The sequence below is a fragment of the Streptomyces sp. MJM8645 genome (assembly GCF_001625365.1).
In the GTDB taxonomy this organism is placed as follows: domain Bacteria; phylum Actinomycetota; class Actinomycetes; order Streptomycetales; family Streptomycetaceae; genus Kitasatospora.
In genome coordinates, this window is record NZ_LJJF01000005.1 from 20,373 (window position 1) to 35,510 (window position 15,138).

A 15,138-nucleotide genomic window follows, 5' to 3' on the forward strand; every position below is an offset into this window, starting at 1 on the left:
GACCCAGGCCCGGCCCGGCGTCATCCGGCGCGGACAGGACGCCCCCCTGCCGGCCGCCGTACGCGCCGGACAACACCGGGCATTCAGTCCCGCTCGGCCGGCGGAGGCGCCAGCGGGACCATGGCGGCCCGGGCGGCGTGCGCGATCACCTCGTCCAACACATCCGAGAGCGAGAAGTGCACCGTCCTCGTGCTCCCGGCGAGGGCGACCTGGTGCTCGACGTCCAGGCGCCTCGGGTAGCCGGGCGCCGCGCCGACCACGATGTGCCGGCCCTCGCCGAGCGCGGCCCCCAGCTCGAAGAGCGCGATGGGCTGCACCTGGTCGGCCGGGAACCAGAACAAGGTCATGTTCGCCAGGTGCAGGTGCCGGTGCTCCCAGGCGATCTGGCGCGGAGCCTCGTCCGGGTCACCGATCGGGAACGAGCTGCGGCGCGGGTTGAAAACGATCAGGCCCATGTCCAGGAGCTCCTCGGCGGCCGGGGCCTGCCAGTCGGGGCAGCCGGTGATCCCGCCGCCCAGGAAGACGCTGAGCGGGTCACCGGGCGCGGGCTCGTAGTCGTCGGGCGCTTCGAAGTAGTGGTTCGTCATGTCCTCACCGTCGCTGCCGGCCAGCTCCGCTGTCAGGCCATCACGAGGTTTCACGTTTCATCCCTCCGCAGGGTGTTGGAGGCGTCAGGCCCAACAGGGGCAACAGATCGGGCTCCGGACGCGCGGCGCAAACAAAAAGTTGGCAACCACTAGACATGCCAACTAAAAGTTGGCATTCTGAATGTGTCGGGCCAACCGGACCGGACGAAGCAACGGAAGGAACCGCCATGCCGAAGACCCCCGAGACCACGGTCACCCCGGACATCGTGATCACCTCGTTCGGCTACCTGCACGACGCCCCGCCCGCCGACCAGGACCTGGTCCTCGACCTTCGCCGCCACTTCCGCGACCCGCATGTCAACCCGGCCCTGCGCTACATGACCGCCCGCGACGAGGAGGTCCGCGAGGCCGTCCGCAACACGGCCGGCATCCCCGAGCTGGTCACCGCGACCGTCGCCGCCGTCCAGGCCTTCCGCAGCGGCCCCAGCGCCGACCGGCACCAGGTGAAGGTCGCCTCGGGCTGCGCCGGCGGCCGCCACCGGGCCGGCTCGGTGGCACTGGAACTCGCCGCCGCACTCACCGCCCTCGGCCTCACCGTCAACGTCGTCCACCGCGACATCGACCACGCGGTCGTCGACCGCTGAGACCGACATCACCCGCCGTCCGCACCCAGCGTGCACACCGCCCAGCCACCGGACGGCAGCCTCTGAGGAGACGGACGTCACGGCCGCTGCGCTCACCACTGGGCAGCAGCCCTGACAAGCCGTCGGCACTCTCAAACCAGCACCACCCGGGACGGCCGCCACGCTGGCCGGCACACCGGCCGCCCCGGGCCTCCCAGCCCGCACCCTCCACAAGGAAGGCACCGCCATGCCCGCGACCGCCGCCATCTTCGCCGCCGTCTTCATCGCCCTCTACGCCGCCCACGCCGTCGGTGACCACTGGGTCCAGAGCAGCTGCCAGGCCGCCCACAAGGGCCTGCCGGGCTGGACCGGCCGGTGGGCCTGCACCAAGCACCTGATCGGCCTGACCGCCACCAAGGGCCTGGCGCTCCTCGCCGCCGTCCTGGTCCTCGACCTCAAGGTCAGCGCGCTCGGCCTGGCCCTCGGCCTCGGCGCCGACGCAGCCAGCCACTGGTGGGCGGACCGCAGGTCCACCCTCGCCGCCCTCGCCCGGGCCACCGGCAAGGGCGACTTCTACGCCCTCGGCACCCCGGCGCACCCGCACCACCCCGTCGACGCCGAAGGCGGCTACGCCCCGACCCTGGGCACGGGCGCCTACAGCCTCGACCAGAGCTGGCACGTGGCCTGGCTCTTCGTGGCCTCGCTCATCATCGCGGCGGTCTGACCCGCGAGGGCGACACGGCCCGGCGCCCCTCCCCGGGAGCCGGGCCGTCCTGCTGCTGTTATATCTAGCTAGATAAGTCGGAGAGTCCGGCTCTACGTGTCCTGACACCGTGCCGGAAGAGGCCCGTTGCGAACCTGATCCTCCGCTGCTCCGCCGCTTCGGCAACCGGTCGGCGGCCACGTTGTTCAGCACGTACGACACGATGAACCGGGGCCCGCCGCCGCGCCGCCCCGGCCGGCTTCCCAGGGAGACCCCTCCGTGAGCGACACCGCACTCGGCCCCGTGCCCGACAAGGCCAACGTCCTGAACGACCTGTTCTCCGAGCAGGGCGCGGGTTCCGCCGTCCGGTTCCGCGCAGGACAGACGATCATGCACCAGGGCGATCTCTCAGACCACGTCATGATGCTGCGCACCGGATTCGCCAAGAGGGTGATCCGGTGCGCGGACGACGCTGAGATCGTCCTCGGCCTGTTCGAACCGTCCCAGGTCATCGGCGAGCAGGCCGCTCTCGACGGCCTGCCGAGGTCCGCTTCGGTGGTCGCGCTGACCGACGTGACGGCCGTCGCTGTCTCGGGCGACGCCTTCCGCGCCCTGATCGGGACACACCCCGCGGCCGCTTCCGCCGTGCTCGGGATCCTCGGCGAGCGGATCCGTGAGGCCGACCAAGGGCGGCTGGAGCTGGCCACCCGCACCGTCGCCTGCCGGGTCGCCGCGCGGCTCGTGGCCCTCGCACCCCGGATCGGCGCGGCCGACGAGGCGACGGGCGCCGTGCGACTGCCTCTTACCCAGCAGGACCTGGCCGGATGGGCGGGCGCATCCCGCGAGGCGGTCGTGAGAACCCTGCGGCGGCTGCGAGACGAAGGCGTCGTGACCACCGAGCGCAAGACGATCATCGTTCACGACCTGGACGCCCTGCGCGTCGCGGCGGCCAGCTGACAGCGTGCTCGTGCCATCGGCAACCAGCGAGAACGCTCGGGCCAGGCCAGAGCGGACGACCGAAGCGGTCACCAGGGGCGGCCCGGATCCGGTGCAGGACCGGCCGCGCCGTGGTGGTAGCAGGTCGCTGCCACGAGCAGAATCTGCCGGGCCTGGCACAGCCGCGCGTCCCCGGTCCGCCCGGCGTCCAACGCCCACAGCGGCAACGGCCGCCCGGCAGCCGCGGCGACCAAGTCCTCGCCGAACTTCGTGAGCGCCTGGTTCCAGGCTTCCAGTGCACGGAGCTCGGCGCGCACCAGGCGGTCGACAGCGGCCACCGGGTCCGCCCCCTCCGCCCGCGCCTCCACCGCCGCTTCGGTGAGAGCATCCTCGTCCAAGTCCTCGAACCGCTCCGTCCACTCGGCGGCCGCTGCTTCGTACCTGGCGACCAGGGCTCGCAGATCGCCCCCGCCGGTCCAGGCCGGCGGCGTGCGCGGCGGCCGGACACTGGCGGACAGGACCCTGGAGGTACCGGGCGCGAGGCCTCGGCGGGTGGTGGGGCTCATGGCCTGCCCAACGTCCGGACAGGCCAGCTGGATGCGTCAGGCCTCCCGAGAAGGCCCGCATGGTCGCGTACGGGATCGGCCTGGACATGGTGCGGCAGTGCCGGGAGAAGGGCCTCACGGACGCCCAGGTCGCTGGCCTGCCCGCCCCCGTTGGTGGCGATCAGCAGCCACCTGAGCGCCTGCTCCGCCCAGGTCGCCGCCCAGGAGGTGCAGCTGCTGTGCGCCCGGGTCTACCGGTGCGGCGGCATCGCCGTGGTGGGCGGCGACATCAACCACATGCCGCTGGGCGACCCGGACACGTCACCCCCGCCCTGGCACCCGCCATCGAGGACTACACGGTGGCCGAGACCCACAGCGACCACCACGGCATCGTCTGCACCCTGGAGTTGAGCCGAGCCGACCACGGCCGGCCCCGCGAATGGACCTGAGCCCAGACCCGACGCCCGAACAAGGTAGGCCCGTTAGACCCAACAGGTCTGGCGGGCCCGCGCGTGGGCAGGCCGGGTCCTGGCGCTAGCCTGCGCACATGATGACCCGGGACGAACGGCTGCGCTGCATCGCCTACATGGAGGCGGTCTGGTTCGACAACGCCCACTTCAAGATGGTGCTGACACGGACCGCGCCCGGCGAGCGCCCGCTTCCAGAGCTGCTCGCCGAGTTCGCCGAGGCCATCGTCCAGACCGTGGTCACCACCTCCTTCGGCATCCACGACGGCCTGGGCCCCGAGCAACTACTGGCCGCCTCGGACCGGATGAAGGCCGACCCCGGCGCCCGATACTCGGCGGTGCTGACCGAGGCACTCGCCGTGTGGGCGCGCACGGCCGACGGCCAGGGCGCCGAGGACCTGGCACGCATCGTGATGGCCTGCCTGCTCGGCAGCGACCCAGGCCTGGCCGAGGACGACCTGCCGACGCTGCTCGAACAACTGCGGGCGAGCAGCGTCGGCGAGGAGGAAGGACCGCAGTGAGTTGGCGCATCCTGGCCAGCCGGATCACCCACGACGGCGCCGGCCACCTGTCCGTGACGATCTGCCACCACCGACCCCGCGGCCGTGGCGTCTTCTACCTCACCGGCCTCGCGCTGCCCGGCACCAGCACTGAGCATGCGGTGTACTGCCCGGTCTGCGCGGCCGACCGCGGGCTCACCGTCGCCGGCACCTGGGGCGATCCGGCGCGGGCGTCCTGCCCGGACGGCCACACGTGGACCCCGTACCTGCCCGACCTCCCCCCGCAGCGGCTGCTGCGTGAGGTCGTCCGCCAGGCACTGGGCGGCGGCGGACTGCACTACCGCGAGGCGCGCACCGACCCCGAAACCACGCCGCCGACCCCGCTCCGGGACGCCGTCCGCACCGTGCTGACCGAGGCAGCGCGCGCACTCAACCAGGGCGAGTGGACCTTCGACGACTACGAGACCCGGGTCGCCCTCGACCTGGTCCGCCGCTCGCGCTGGCCGGACACCCTCACCGGGCAGGACGAGGCGACCGACGCGGCCCGACTCGGCTGGCTGGACGACGGCCTGGTCGCGTTGCACGAGTACAGCCGTCTGACCACCGGCCGCCTCGGGGAGCTGCTCGTCGCCTGCGACACCGCCCTGACCCCGGCGGCCCGGCTCAGCCCGGACAACCTGGAGCCCGGCTCCGACCCGTACAACCCTCCTGCCCTGCACGATGCTGAACTCGCGCTCGGCGGCCTGCGTCAGGTCCTGGTCGCGGGTGGTACCGGCGACGTGGCCTGGTAGCGGCATCCCCTCCGGGCCGGCTGGCGTCGGTCACATCTACCTAGATAAACCGGAGTTCTCTGATCTCGCAGTTCCGTAACGCGATGGCGGGCGTGACGTATCTTCCTTGCTCAAGGCGCTGGCTGAGGTTCTCCAGCCGGGGTAAGGGACTGGACTATGGCCTGCCGAGGGAGGCGGCGGAGCGCAGGGCCGGATCTCAAGACGAATGCCTCAGTAGACTCCATCAACTACCTGGAAAGGAAAGAGAATTGAACACTCATGCATCCCGTGTACAGCCGAGCGAAGCGTGGGTGTTTCCCACCGATGGGGACTACGAGCGATCCGAGACCATCGAGATCCGGGCCCCGGGCGGGGAACTGGCCGCCCGGGGCTTCGGCATCCGTGAACACCCCGAGATCCCACTGACCGATGTCCAGCGGGACGCGGTGCTGGCTCGGCTCGGCTTCGTCCGCGACTACGTCGGCAACTTCCAGCTGTGCCCGTGGGCATGCTTGACGGACTACGCGTCCGCCGACGTCCGGGCGGTCGACTGGACCCCGGGCGGCTGGGAGCTGTACGCGGCATATGCGGAGCTGGCACGGGCCGCGCTAAGGGTGGGTGAACACGCCGCCGGACTGACGAAGGAGGAATTTCCAGGCTTCACCGTGCACCACCGCCTGGTGACTGTGTTCCACCCGGATGACGAGCGACTTGTCGAGGCCGGGATGCTGCTGCTCGGCGGTCGACCCGCCTGGTTCGACACGGTGAGGCCGGTCACCTACTCGGTGAAGGCGCGGCCGGGGCAGCCGGTCGTCTACATCCCGGCGATCGGCCGGTACCTGCGGGATGGCGAGGACCCGGGTGCCTGGCGGTCGGTCGCCGAGGTCTAGCGCGGGCAGGCGGGGACAGCCATACCATCGTGGTGCCCTGAGCGGGCATCGACAGCAGGGGACGGCCTTGGAGCGGGACAACAGGACCAGCATGGTGGTCATGCCGGACGGCCTGGGAATGCGGCTCAGCCCGCGCATGGTGTCGCTCGTCAAGGACGTGCTGGCGGACACCGTCATCCACGAGTGCCAGGAGTGCTTCGGACACGTGGACCTGCGGATCGAGCACGGCACCCTCCAGCTCTGGCTGCCGCACGGCCACACCGACCCCGTGATCGGCAGCGACCTGCGTCTGTGCCACCAACGGTGCGCGCCCGCCCGGTACGTCGAGGCGGACGAGTGGGAGCGCCAGCTCGCCGACCGTGAGATCCGCCGGTCGCGGTCCGACCTGGAGGCCAGTCCCGGCTACCTGATGACGCACACGACGCCCGAGCTGGACGGTGAGCACCTGGTCGTGCTGGGCGAACTCGCCAACGACGGCCTGGCGCTGTGGTGCTCCGAGGCCGATGGGGTGCGGGTGCAGGTCCTGGCCTTCGAGGCGCTCAACGCCGCAGGCTTCGTGAACCCTGGCGGGATACGGCTGGACGCTCTGCCGAACATCGAAGGCTGGGAGCTGCAGCTGACCGAACAGCACCACTTCCTCGCGGTCGCTGACGAGTCCGGCGTGTTCTTCAAGGCCGGCGGCTCCTCGGGGGTTCCGCTCGGGAAGCGGGCGTTGGACCTGATCGACGCCCAGGCCGGCTACGTGACCCTGCTGGTGTCCAGGCCCGGCACGTTCTGGGCGCCCCGGCGCATCGATTCCGTCCTCGACCCCACCGCGGCGCTCTTCGCCGACGTCTACAACTCCTCGGCGCACGAGTCCAAGCAGGACGAGACGAGGTTGCCGCTGACCGCGCAGCGGGGCTACCGGCGTGCGTGCGAGCAGGACAGGCTGCGCGGCGGGCGAATCCCCGTCCGCTAGGACACGCGCACCGCGTCCGATCCGAGCACGGCGGCGGAGCTCTGCCTGAACGCCGTCCCACACATCGCGCTCGCGGTCATTCCTCCGCGCTGTTGGGGACCTCGGGCATCAGTGCTGGACCCAGCGGGCGGTGATCTGTGTGAACAGGGCCTCGGTGTCGTCGACGAGGCGGGCGTTGCGCTCGCCGGCCTTGCGGCGGGTGAAGTAGCCGATCGTGGTGGCCGGGTCGGAGTGGTCGGCGAAGGCCTGGATCTCGGCGAGCGGCTCCTTCGCGTCGATCATGTGCGTGATCCGGCTTGCCCGCAGGACGTGCGGGGTGACGTCGCGGCCGGGCAGGACGCCGGCGCGCTTGCCGAGCCGGGTGAGCATCCGGTCGACGTCGTGCCGGTCAAGGCGTTGACCGGATGCGTCGAGCAGCAGCGGGCCGCTGGTGCGCTCGCCGATGTGGAGCTCCAGGAGCTCGTCGACGGTCGGGGACAGCGGCAGCAGCCGGTCCTTGGAGCCTTTGCGGTTGAGGTCGAGGAAGGCGCGGCGGCCGCGCACGAGGCGCTTGTCGATGTCCAGAGCACACATCTCGGTGACCCGGCCGGCCAGGGTGTAGAGCTGAGTGACGACCAGGGCGTCGCGCTCGTCATCGGAGGCCTCCACCACGGCCTGGAGCTCGTCGACCTCCAGCACGGGCGTGGCGGTGGAGGTGTCGTGCCGGTCGATGGTGGGCCGATGGTCCTCGGAGTCGACCGGGTTGACGCAGGCGATGCCGCGCCGGGCGGCGTAGGCGTGCAGTGAGGACAGGGAGGAGAGCCGGCGGGCCACCGAGCGGTCGGAGCCGCCGCGGGCCTCCTGCAGCAGCCGCCAGGCGGTGACGTCCTCGTAAGCCAGGCAGCCCAGGGAGAAGGGGACGATGCCGAGCTCGGCGGCGAAGGCGGCCCAGAACCGGATGTCGTCGCAGTACGCCTGGCGGGTGTTCTGGGACTGGCGCTTGCCGGAGGAGAGCCAGGACATGACGGCCTGGAAGGTCTCGCGGTCGCACAGCTCCGCCATGAGCTCGATCCGCCAGCGGACCGGGTCCGTGCGCTTGCGGCCGAGCCGCACGGTGCCGAGCTCGGCGCGCAGGAAGTTCAGGATCTCCTCGCCGACCGTCGCGGTCGGTCGCGAGAGGGTCTGGGAGGGGCGGAGGGCAGGCAGCTGCTGAGGCCGGATCATGCCAGCAACGCTAACGCATAATTCACGTTATGCGCTGGTAGAGGGGCGTTCACCCACATGAGCGAGCCCCAGCCACTTCCGCCCCACCAGCTCGTTCACTGGCCGACCGACGACGTCGAGACCGCGAGGACAGCGCCATGGGACAGGCCAGGCTCAGAAGGCTGCGTGGAGAGAAGCCACGGACCACACCGCGGCTCGCCGAACGCGACCGGTTCAGCAGTGTGGGCGACGTCGTGAAGCAGCCCGCGCTGTTCGCCGAACTCCCCGAGCCGGTCCGCGCCACCATCGGCGACCTGATGACGCACTACATCGGGCTCAACCGTACCGACCCCACCGGCCCGGCCTGCGGCGGCCCGCTGCTGATCCACGAGAACGGCTCCACCGAGTGCCGGGCCGGCTGCCCCGGCGAACTGGCCGTCCTGCACGTCCCCGAGGCGCTCCAGTTCTGCACCTTCGCCGACCGCTTCCACGACTCACTGCCCGAGCAGTCCTGCAGCTGGTGCGACCACCTCACCAACCCGCTGCACGAACAGCTCGTCATCTGCCCCGGTCTGCAGACCGACCACAACGACGGGACCCAGGAGTGCGACCTCGGCACCGCCTGCCAAGCCCCCAATGGCCTGCACAGCCTCGCCCGGACCTGCGGCCTGTTCGCCCCCTGTGCCCGCTGCTGACGCCAGCCGGGGTGGTCAACGCCTTGACCACCCCGACCCCAGTGCTCGGACAAGCCGAACTGTCAAGCCGCGGGCGTTAATCGAACGTTAACCGCCCCATCCGGACCCTCCGTAGGCTGCTGCCCATGACCATCACCATCGGTATCGCCCAGCGCGAGGGCACCAGCGGACCCATCGCCGACGCCGCCGCCACCTACACGTCCACCAGCACTGACCGAACCGCCGTCGCCCTGGTCGACGGCATGGGGCATGGTGCGGACATCGTGCGCCTGGCGCCGATGCTCGCGGAGACGGCCGCCCGCGTCGGAGCGGTGCGCGGTGCTCTCGCCGGGCTGCTGTCGGCGGGACTGCTGGTGAACGATCCGGGCCCGGACGCGGTCGGCGTCCTCGCGGTGACGCGAGCGGACGGCAGTGCGGAACTGGTGTGGGCAGGTGACTGTCGTGGCTACCGCTGGGACGGCTCCGGGCTCCAGCCGTTGACCACCGACCACAACCTCGCGGCCTACCTGACCAGGGTGGCGAAGGATGCGGGCGACGTGCCCGTGGCCGCCCTGGCCGACTTCGTCGGCGTCACACTCGGTCTGGCGGTCCCGGCCACGGTCCCCTTCGTCTCCGTGCCCGCCGGCGTCACACTGATCCTGACCACCGACGGCATCCACGACAGCGTCGGCCAGGAGGAACTGGAGGTCCTGGTCCACGCGCACCAGGACTCCCCGCAGGACCTCGCCGAGGCCCTGGTCGCCGCCGCCCGTGCAGGCCGGGACGGCGAGCGCGACGACGCCACGGCCGTGGTGATGCAGCACCGCTGAACCAATCGATAACTGTCCCCATAGGTAACTGTCCCAATCGCCGGTTTGGGGCAGTTACGGTCCGGCCCGGCCACCGGCCGCCACGGCGCACCGTGGACCCATGGCCCGCCCTTGACCTCGGCGAGTTCGCTCCCGCCGGCCCGGTCCTGCGGGGGGTCATCCCCGGCGGCCGGGCTGGCCCGGCAAGGGCCGGTCGTCGCCTCCGTAGCGGCCACGGCCTGGCCGCGGACCCCGTCAGTCAGACCCGGTGCGAGTCGCCCGCCGCCACCCATCGCTGATACCGGCCCCCGAATCGTGGTCGACCACCAGGTCAAGAATCCACCGTCGAGTGTCGGCCTCGGTGTCCTCGACGCGCCAGTTCAGCGCCACGATCTGCGCATACGGCTGGTCCGCCATCCACCAGCCGGCGGCGTGCAGGATGTCGCTCTCCTCGACGCCGGTGAACGACACAACCTCGAAGGGCTGCGTTCCGCTCTTTCGTTCGACCGGACCGTGATGGAAGATCACCGGCTCGTCGATGCCCGGCACCACGCGCTTCACCATGACCGGCTCTTCGTTGTCGTCACTCGGCATGACGCCGATTCTGACGCCCGACCTACATCGTCTGCAGGCGTTCCGGATCGCCGAACAAGGTCAACCCCTGAACCGAACGCCAACGGCTGTACCGCCGCTGCTCGCCCCCGCACCCCTGCCCTGGTGGCTCGACATGCGGAAGGACGCGGGCTGGCGCTTGCGTCACGGCCTCGCCATCGATGACGCAACTCTCGAAAGAGAAGGCCCTGTTTATCTAGGTAGATATTTCTCCCTGGGGGGGGCGCCGCACGGGGCCGAGGCGAGGTCACGGTGTCGGTACTGGGTTGAGCGCCTTAAGGACCAGGGGGCGGGACATCGTGCCCTCCACGCGCTTGGCGAGCTCATTGGCGGAGGCCCCGGTGGCGGTCTGCTCCCGGCGCAGGGCCTTGGCCAGCACGGCCCGGGCGGTGTCGACGGCTGCCAGGGCGTCACGGACGGCCTGGGCCGCTTCGTCGACGGTAGGCGGTGCTGGGGTGGTCAGCCCGTTGACCACCCCAGCGGTGGCCGCCGGGCGTGGTGCGACGTGGTCAAGCTCTTGACCGGGCGGAATCGGGTCGGGGCCTCGGCCCGGCTCGTCGCCGTTCTTCGTGTAGTGCGGCCAGCGCGGCCGGCACCAGCAGTCCAGTTCGCTGGCGTAGCCGCGTTCGATGTCCCTGGCGCACACCAGGTGCTCGAGGCGAGTGGAGAAGTACCGGGTGTTGTAGTCGGTGCACTCCCACAGCGCCGCCGCTGGCCACCGGCCGGCCCCCCAGATCGCGGTGGCGGCTTTGAACAGGGGGTAACCGTGCATGCGCGGGTGCTCGCCGGGCCAATGCTCGCAGGAGGCGCAGATCATCATGCTGATCTTGCGGGTGTTGTCCGCGTCCTCGTCGACGACCACGGCCAGGACGCCGGCGTCAGGGTCCGCGACGTCCACGAGCAGGCTCGTCTTGACGTCGCCGGTGGTGTAGAGCCGAACTAGGGTGCCCTTGCACTCCGGGCACCTCGTCTGGGACTTCGCCATGCCGCACAGCATCCCAGCCTGCGGCTGACCGGCGGGCGAAGATCGTCGATCCGCTCCCCCCGCCGAGGTTCCGTCACTGCCTCTGCGGCTATCACGGAACTGGTTCTGGACCTGTTGCCCCTGTTGGGTCTAACGGGTCCGGACCGGTTTGGCTACGCCTCGGTGAGGGCGGTGACCACCAGGTTGAGCTCGTCTTCGTCGACAGCCCGAAGGGCTCGCGCCAGGTTCACGCGGTGCGGTCCGGCGATGGAGGCCGCGACGGCGAGCACCGCCAGCTCGCTGGAGGACTGCTTCAGCTTCCTGTTCTCCAGGAGCTCGTCGACGATGTACCAGTCGATCCACGGCTGGCCGCCCTCGAGGATGTCTACGGCGTTGACGGCGGCGTGCGCTGACAGGCCGGATCCAGGAACTCACGGAGCCAGAAACCGTTCCGGTGCCCGCCGAGCAGCTTCACCGCGGCAATGACCGACTCGTTGCCGACGTCCTGCAGCAGGCGGTCGGCGAGCTCGGGCCCGCTGGTGTGCGCCGTCGTCGTCATGCCTGGACTCCGTCTCTCGGGAGCGGCCCGACCTGGTCGTGCCGGGCCTACGTCCAGTCTGCCGCCGACCGCCGGTCCGCGCGGTATTTGGCGGGCGACTCACCCGGACCAACGGCCCAGTGTCACCCGGTCCACCCCATCGGACGGGATATCTAGTTAGATCAGGCCCATGGCTGATGGGGCGCAGTTCGTCGTGGGCGTGGACACCGATCCGCTCGCCTTGCTTAACGCGCGGGTCGAGGCGGAGCGGGCCAAGGACGAGGCCTGGCTGGCCAAGGCCCGCGAGGTCCTGGCCGGGCTGAGCAAGCGGCAGGCCGCTTCGGAGCGGCGCGAGATCCGTCGGCGGCACGCAACGCTTCGGGCGGCCGGGAAGCTGGCCGGCACCCGCGACCTGGTGATGGCCCGGGCGCTGCGGGCGGAGCTGGAGGCGCGCGGGCTGGACCAGGAGTGGCCGGAGCCGCCCAGGGGCGAGGTCGACGCGCCCGGGCGGCGGCTCGGCGTCAGCCCGCGCCGGCACGGCCGCCAGATCGGCGAAGGCGGCTTCCCCCAGCGCCTGGCCGTCACCGTCGATCTGGAGCTGGCGACGACGGTGCGCCGGGCGGCGTACTGGACAAGCGCCGAGGTGTACGAGCAGCTGCGCGCGTGGGAGCTGCGGTGGGGCGACGGTCCGGAGGTCGCTCTGCGCGAGGCCGAGCGCAACGGGGTGCCGGGGCCGCTGGCACTGCTCTCCGCGGCGGGGCGTCGTGCGGCGCCGGCCGAGGCCTTGGAGGAGCGGGAGCGGCTGCGGGCACTGATCCTGACGACCGGCGACCTGGTGCGCGCTGCCGTGGACCGGGCCGGCCACGGCGCGGACGTCGAGGCACCGAAGGCCGTGCCGGATCCAGGCCCGACGCCGTTGTTCTGAGCGGGTCCAACAAGCCTGTTGCCCCCGGTTAGGACCAACGGGGGCAACAGGCGCCGACGTGCTCAGCTCTGGATCGGCGGGCCGGTCTTGAGCTTCGCGTTGGGCCGGGCCGGGAACGGTCGGCCGTTGTTGTAGGTCTCCTCGGCCTCCTCGACGGCGAGCATCACGGCGGCGGCGACGAACGCGCTCAGCGACACCGGCGGCTCGGCGACCTCGGAGTTGCGCTGCAGGGCAACCACGGTGTTGCGCAGCCGGTCCAGGTCCTCGGAGGAGATGTAGGCCGGGATCTTCTCCTTCTTCCCGCTCTGCTCGGGGACGCCTGGGCCTCCGATCAGCTTGCCCAGGACGCCTCCGCCGTTGTTTCCGAACGGCATTCCACTCATGCGGCGATCTCCTTGGGCTGCAGCAGGATGCGGCCGGCCTGGTCGTAGTCGGCGGCGGTGGTCCCGGTCGGGTCGAACAGCCGCACCGGCTCGAAGTGCTTGGGGGCCTCGGAGGCCTTGATGGACTCCCGGATCGTGAACACCGCGGCCTCGGGGTAGTCGGTGCGCACCTGCTCGGCCACGGCGCGCGCGTACTCGCTGCGCTTCCAGGCGGTCAGGAAGGTCGCCGCAACGGTGAGGTCCGGGTTCGTCTCCTCCTGCACCGCCCGGATCGTCGTGTGCAGCTTGGCCAGGCCCCGCACGTCGAGGGCGCCGACCTTGAGGGGCACCAGCGCCTGGTTCGCCGCTGTCAGTCCGTTGATCGACAGCTTTCCGAGCGCCGGCGGCGCGTCGATGATGTCGATGTCGATCGGTGCCTGGCTCGCGGCGATGGCCCGGCGCAGCGCGGTGTCCTTGCCTACGCGGGGGTCGAGGTCGACCAGGGCGAGCTCTTCCGTGGACGGCACCACGTAGAGGTTCCTGTACCGGGTGTAGTAGGTCGCCTCGTCCAGGGAGCACCGGCCGTAGAAGACGTCGGTGAGTTCGCGCCGGTCCTTCGGGGCGACGTCCTTGGGGTAGAGCGGCTGCAGCCAGCCGGAGAGCGAGGCCTGGTGGTCGGAGTCGATGACGCGGACGGTGTAGCCCATCGCCACCCAGACTGCGGCGAGCTCCATCGCGGTCGTGGTTTTGCCAGCGCCTCCTTTCTGGTTGACGACGACGTAGATCCGGCGGGTGGCAGGCCGCTCGGGCAGCAGCGTGACCAGGGTGGGCGGTACCAGGTGCTGTGCTCGGAACTGCTGGTAGGGGATCGTCAGGTCCCAGGCGCTCACGACCTCCAGCGGCTCTCGGCGCTGCGCGGGGAGTGCTGTCAGAACGCTCAGGTCAGGTGGCACGGGCGGGTCTCCTCGTCTCGGCGGGTGTTGCGGACGCCCATGACGGTATTGGACCTAACGGGGCCAACAGGGGCAGGCACCCGTTTCCCGGCGTTTCGTCACCACCGCGTGGTATGTCACGCAAGGCGGCCCAGCCGCCGACCGCCCACGAGGAATGCGAGTTCACCCCGCGCTGACCGGTGTGCGGCCCGCCGCGGCGAGGTGCGGGCCGCACGCCCGGGGTCAGATCGGCGAGGGTTCGCCTGCTGCGCTCGTGCGGGCTGTGCCAGATCCGTGAGGCCGGGCCGTGCTGCTGGAGCCAGGCCAGTGGGGCGGCCCAGACGCGCAGCACCTCGGCGTGTCAACGGTGCTGTCCCTGGTGGCGGCCCTGGCGGTGTCACAACCGGAATGGGGCCCGGCGACCCCTTGTCCGGGTTCGGCGCTCGGCTCCGGACTGCTGTTGGTCGTCGTCATCGTGGCGGCCTCCTCGGCCCCGAGGCCCGCCAGGAGCAGCGGGCCGTTCGGCGGACCGCCGGCGGGAGCCGGTGCGGTCCGACCTGACCCGGATGCGGGCCTGGCGACACACCACGATCAGCACGCCCCTTTGTCCGGCGTCTGACCCGACTCCTTGTCCGGAGCCGGACCGGTGTCCGGTTTGCCCTGCTCAGCCCCTGGACTGGCAGGGTTTGCCCGTGTCGTAGATCACGGGGGGCAACCGGTCGGTGCGGGCGGGACAACCGAGGTACGGCGGCGGGACAACGTCAGCGAGGACCGCTTGTCCCTGCCGGGACAACATTCGCGGGCAGGACGCGCGGGTCCTTGCGGTGGGCTCGGGGAGCCCTCGCCCCGGGACCGTCCCCGTGCCCCCTGGCCGGGGAAGCGCCGGACCGTCCGATCGGACGGTCCGGCGCGATAGCTCGCTGCGCCGCTCGGCCGGATGGCTACTCGGACGCCCGGAGGCTGATGCCCGGTCCCAGCGGCCTTCGGCCGGGCACGGCGGCCGGCTGTGCCGGGGCCGGCTGTGTGCGGTCCGCGGTAGCATCCGACGGCGCGCCCAGGAGGGAAGTGGCCCAGGCCTCTCGTCGTCTGCTGCTCTCCGGCTCCGGGCCCGTCCGCTGTCCGCTCCCCAGCGGTCGCCTGTGCTGCTGATGTTCTGTCATC

Annotated in this window: 18 protein-coding genes; 10 read left to right on the forward strand and 8 right to left on the reverse strand. The window is 71.2% G+C overall.

Annotation, left to right across the window (positions count from 1 at the left end; genetic code table 11):
• Positions 1-83 precede the first annotated feature (83 nt).
• The gene (locus tag A6F73_RS38685) at positions 84-587 is read right to left on the reverse strand and encodes a nucleoside 2-deoxyribosyltransferase domain-containing protein (RefSeq protein WP_063353158.1); all 504 of its coding nucleotides are present in this window, start codon (positions 585-587) and stop codon (positions 84-86) included.
• Positions 588-814: 227 nt separating this feature from the next.
• On the opposite strand from A6F73_RS38685, the gene A6F73_RS38690 reads away from it, so the two are divergent.
• From A6F73_RS38690 to A6F73_RS38700, 3 genes are all read left to right on the forward strand, one after another.
• Positions 815-1,231, forward strand: a complete 417-nt coding sequence (locus A6F73_RS38690) for an RNase adapter RapZ (RefSeq protein ID WP_063353159.1) — start codon at positions 815-817, stop codon at positions 1,229-1,231.
• 226 nt (positions 1,232-1,457) lie between these two features.
• Entirely contained in the window at positions 1,458-1,934 is a 477-nt protein-coding gene (locus A6F73_RS38695) for a hypothetical protein (protein WP_063353160.1), read from the forward strand.
• Positions 1,935-2,192: 258 nt separating this feature from the next.
• Positions 2,193-2,870, forward strand: a complete 678-nt coding sequence (locus A6F73_RS38700; RefSeq protein ID WP_063353161.1) for a Crp/Fnr family transcriptional regulator — start codon at positions 2,193-2,195, stop codon at positions 2,868-2,870.
• Between the two features lie 68 nt (positions 2,871-2,938).
• Here the strand turns inward: A6F73_RS38700 and A6F73_RS38705 are convergent, their stop codons facing one another.
• Positions 2,939-3,415, reverse strand: a complete 477-nt coding sequence (locus A6F73_RS38705) for a hypothetical protein (RefSeq protein ID WP_063353162.1) — start codon at positions 3,413-3,415, stop codon at positions 2,939-2,941.
• Between the two features lie 526 nt (positions 3,416-3,941).
• On the opposite strand from A6F73_RS38705, the gene A6F73_RS38710 reads away from it, so the two are divergent.
• The 4 genes from A6F73_RS38710 (at position 3,942) to A6F73_RS38725 (ending at position 6,979) form a co-directional block, all read left to right on the forward strand.
• Positions 3,942-4,382: a hypothetical protein gene (locus tag A6F73_RS38710; RefSeq protein ID WP_063353163.1), complete on the forward strand. Its 441-nt coding sequence runs from the start codon at positions 3,942-3,944 to the stop codon at positions 4,380-4,382.
• A complete protein-coding gene (locus tag A6F73_RS38715) occupies positions 4,379-5,152 on the forward strand; it encodes a hypothetical protein (RefSeq protein WP_063353164.1) in 774 nt (257 codons plus the stop codon). The genes A6F73_RS38710 and A6F73_RS38715 overlap by 4 nt, the downstream gene beginning before the upstream one ends.
• Positions 5,153-5,442: 290 nt before the next feature.
• Positions 5,443-6,021 (forward strand): hypothetical protein, encoded by a 579-nt coding sequence (locus tag A6F73_RS42085; RefSeq protein WP_063353165.1) that lies wholly within the window; start codon positions 5,443-5,445, stop codon positions 6,019-6,021.
• A 100-nt stretch (positions 6,022-6,121) separates the two neighbouring features.
• The gene (locus A6F73_RS38725) at positions 6,122-6,979 is read left to right on the forward strand and encodes a hypothetical protein (protein WP_159398779.1); all 858 of its coding nucleotides are present in this window, start codon (positions 6,122-6,124) and stop codon (positions 6,977-6,979) included.
• Between the two features lie 108 nt (positions 6,980-7,087).
• Here the strand turns inward: A6F73_RS38725 and A6F73_RS38730 are convergent, their stop codons facing one another.
• Positions 7,088-8,182 carry a tyrosine-type recombinase/integrase gene (locus tag A6F73_RS38730; protein WP_063353167.1) on the reverse strand — a complete coding sequence of 365 codons (1,095 nt, stop codon included), beginning with the start codon at positions 8,180-8,182 and terminating at the stop codon, positions 7,088-7,090.
• A 221-nt stretch (positions 8,183-8,403) separates the two neighbouring features.
• Here A6F73_RS38730 and A6F73_RS38735 point away from each other — a divergent pair, with 221 nt between their 5' ends.
• Together A6F73_RS38735 and A6F73_RS38740 are read left to right on the forward strand one after the other, a co-directional pair.
• Positions 8,404-8,856 carry a hypothetical protein gene (locus A6F73_RS38735; protein ID WP_063353168.1) on the forward strand — a complete coding sequence of 151 codons (453 nt, stop codon included), beginning with the start codon at positions 8,404-8,406 and terminating at the stop codon, positions 8,854-8,856.
• A gap of 125 nt (positions 8,857-8,981) precedes the next feature.
• Positions 8,982-9,665 carry a SpoIIE family protein phosphatase gene (locus A6F73_RS38740; protein ID WP_079136688.1) on the forward strand — a complete coding sequence of 228 codons (684 nt, stop codon included), beginning with the start codon at positions 8,982-8,984 and terminating at the stop codon, positions 9,663-9,665.
• Positions 9,666-9,899: 234 nt separating this feature from the next.
• Here A6F73_RS38740 and A6F73_RS38745 read toward each other — a convergent pair whose 3' ends face one another.
• From A6F73_RS38745 to A6F73_RS42090, 3 genes are all read right to left on the reverse strand, one after another.
• A complete protein-coding gene (locus A6F73_RS38745; protein WP_063353169.1) occupies positions 9,900-10,238 on the reverse strand; it encodes a hypothetical protein in 339 nt (112 codons plus the stop codon).
• Between the two features lie 265 nt (positions 10,239-10,503).
• Positions 10,504-11,241 carry a hypothetical protein gene (locus A6F73_RS38750; RefSeq protein WP_159398780.1) on the reverse strand — a complete coding sequence of 246 codons (738 nt, stop codon included), beginning with the start codon at positions 11,239-11,241 and terminating at the stop codon, positions 10,504-10,506.
• A 364-nt stretch (positions 11,242-11,605) separates the two neighbouring features.
• A complete protein-coding gene (locus tag A6F73_RS42090) occupies positions 11,606-11,779 on the reverse strand; it encodes a hypothetical protein (RefSeq protein ID WP_159398781.1) in 174 nt (57 codons plus the stop codon).
• Positions 11,780-11,948: 169 nt separating this feature from the next.
• Here A6F73_RS42090 and A6F73_RS38755 point away from each other — a divergent pair, with 169 nt between their 5' ends.
• Entirely contained in the window at positions 11,949-12,683 is a 735-nt protein-coding gene (locus A6F73_RS38755) for a hypothetical protein (protein ID WP_063353171.1), read from the forward strand.
• A 62-nt stretch (positions 12,684-12,745) separates the two neighbouring features.
• Here the strand turns inward: A6F73_RS38755 and A6F73_RS38760 are convergent, their stop codons facing one another.
• Together A6F73_RS38760 and A6F73_RS38765 are read right to left on the reverse strand one after the other, a co-directional pair.
• Positions 12,746-13,066, reverse strand: coding sequence for a hypothetical protein (locus A6F73_RS38760; protein WP_063353172.1), 321 nt, complete (start codon positions 13,064-13,066; stop codon positions 12,746-12,748).
• A complete protein-coding gene (locus tag A6F73_RS38765; RefSeq protein ID WP_107453233.1) occupies positions 13,063-13,998 on the reverse strand; it encodes an AAA family ATPase in 936 nt (311 codons plus the stop codon). The genes A6F73_RS38760 and A6F73_RS38765 overlap by 4 nt, the downstream gene beginning before the upstream one ends.
• Between the last annotated feature and the right edge of the window lie 1,140 nt (positions 13,999-15,138).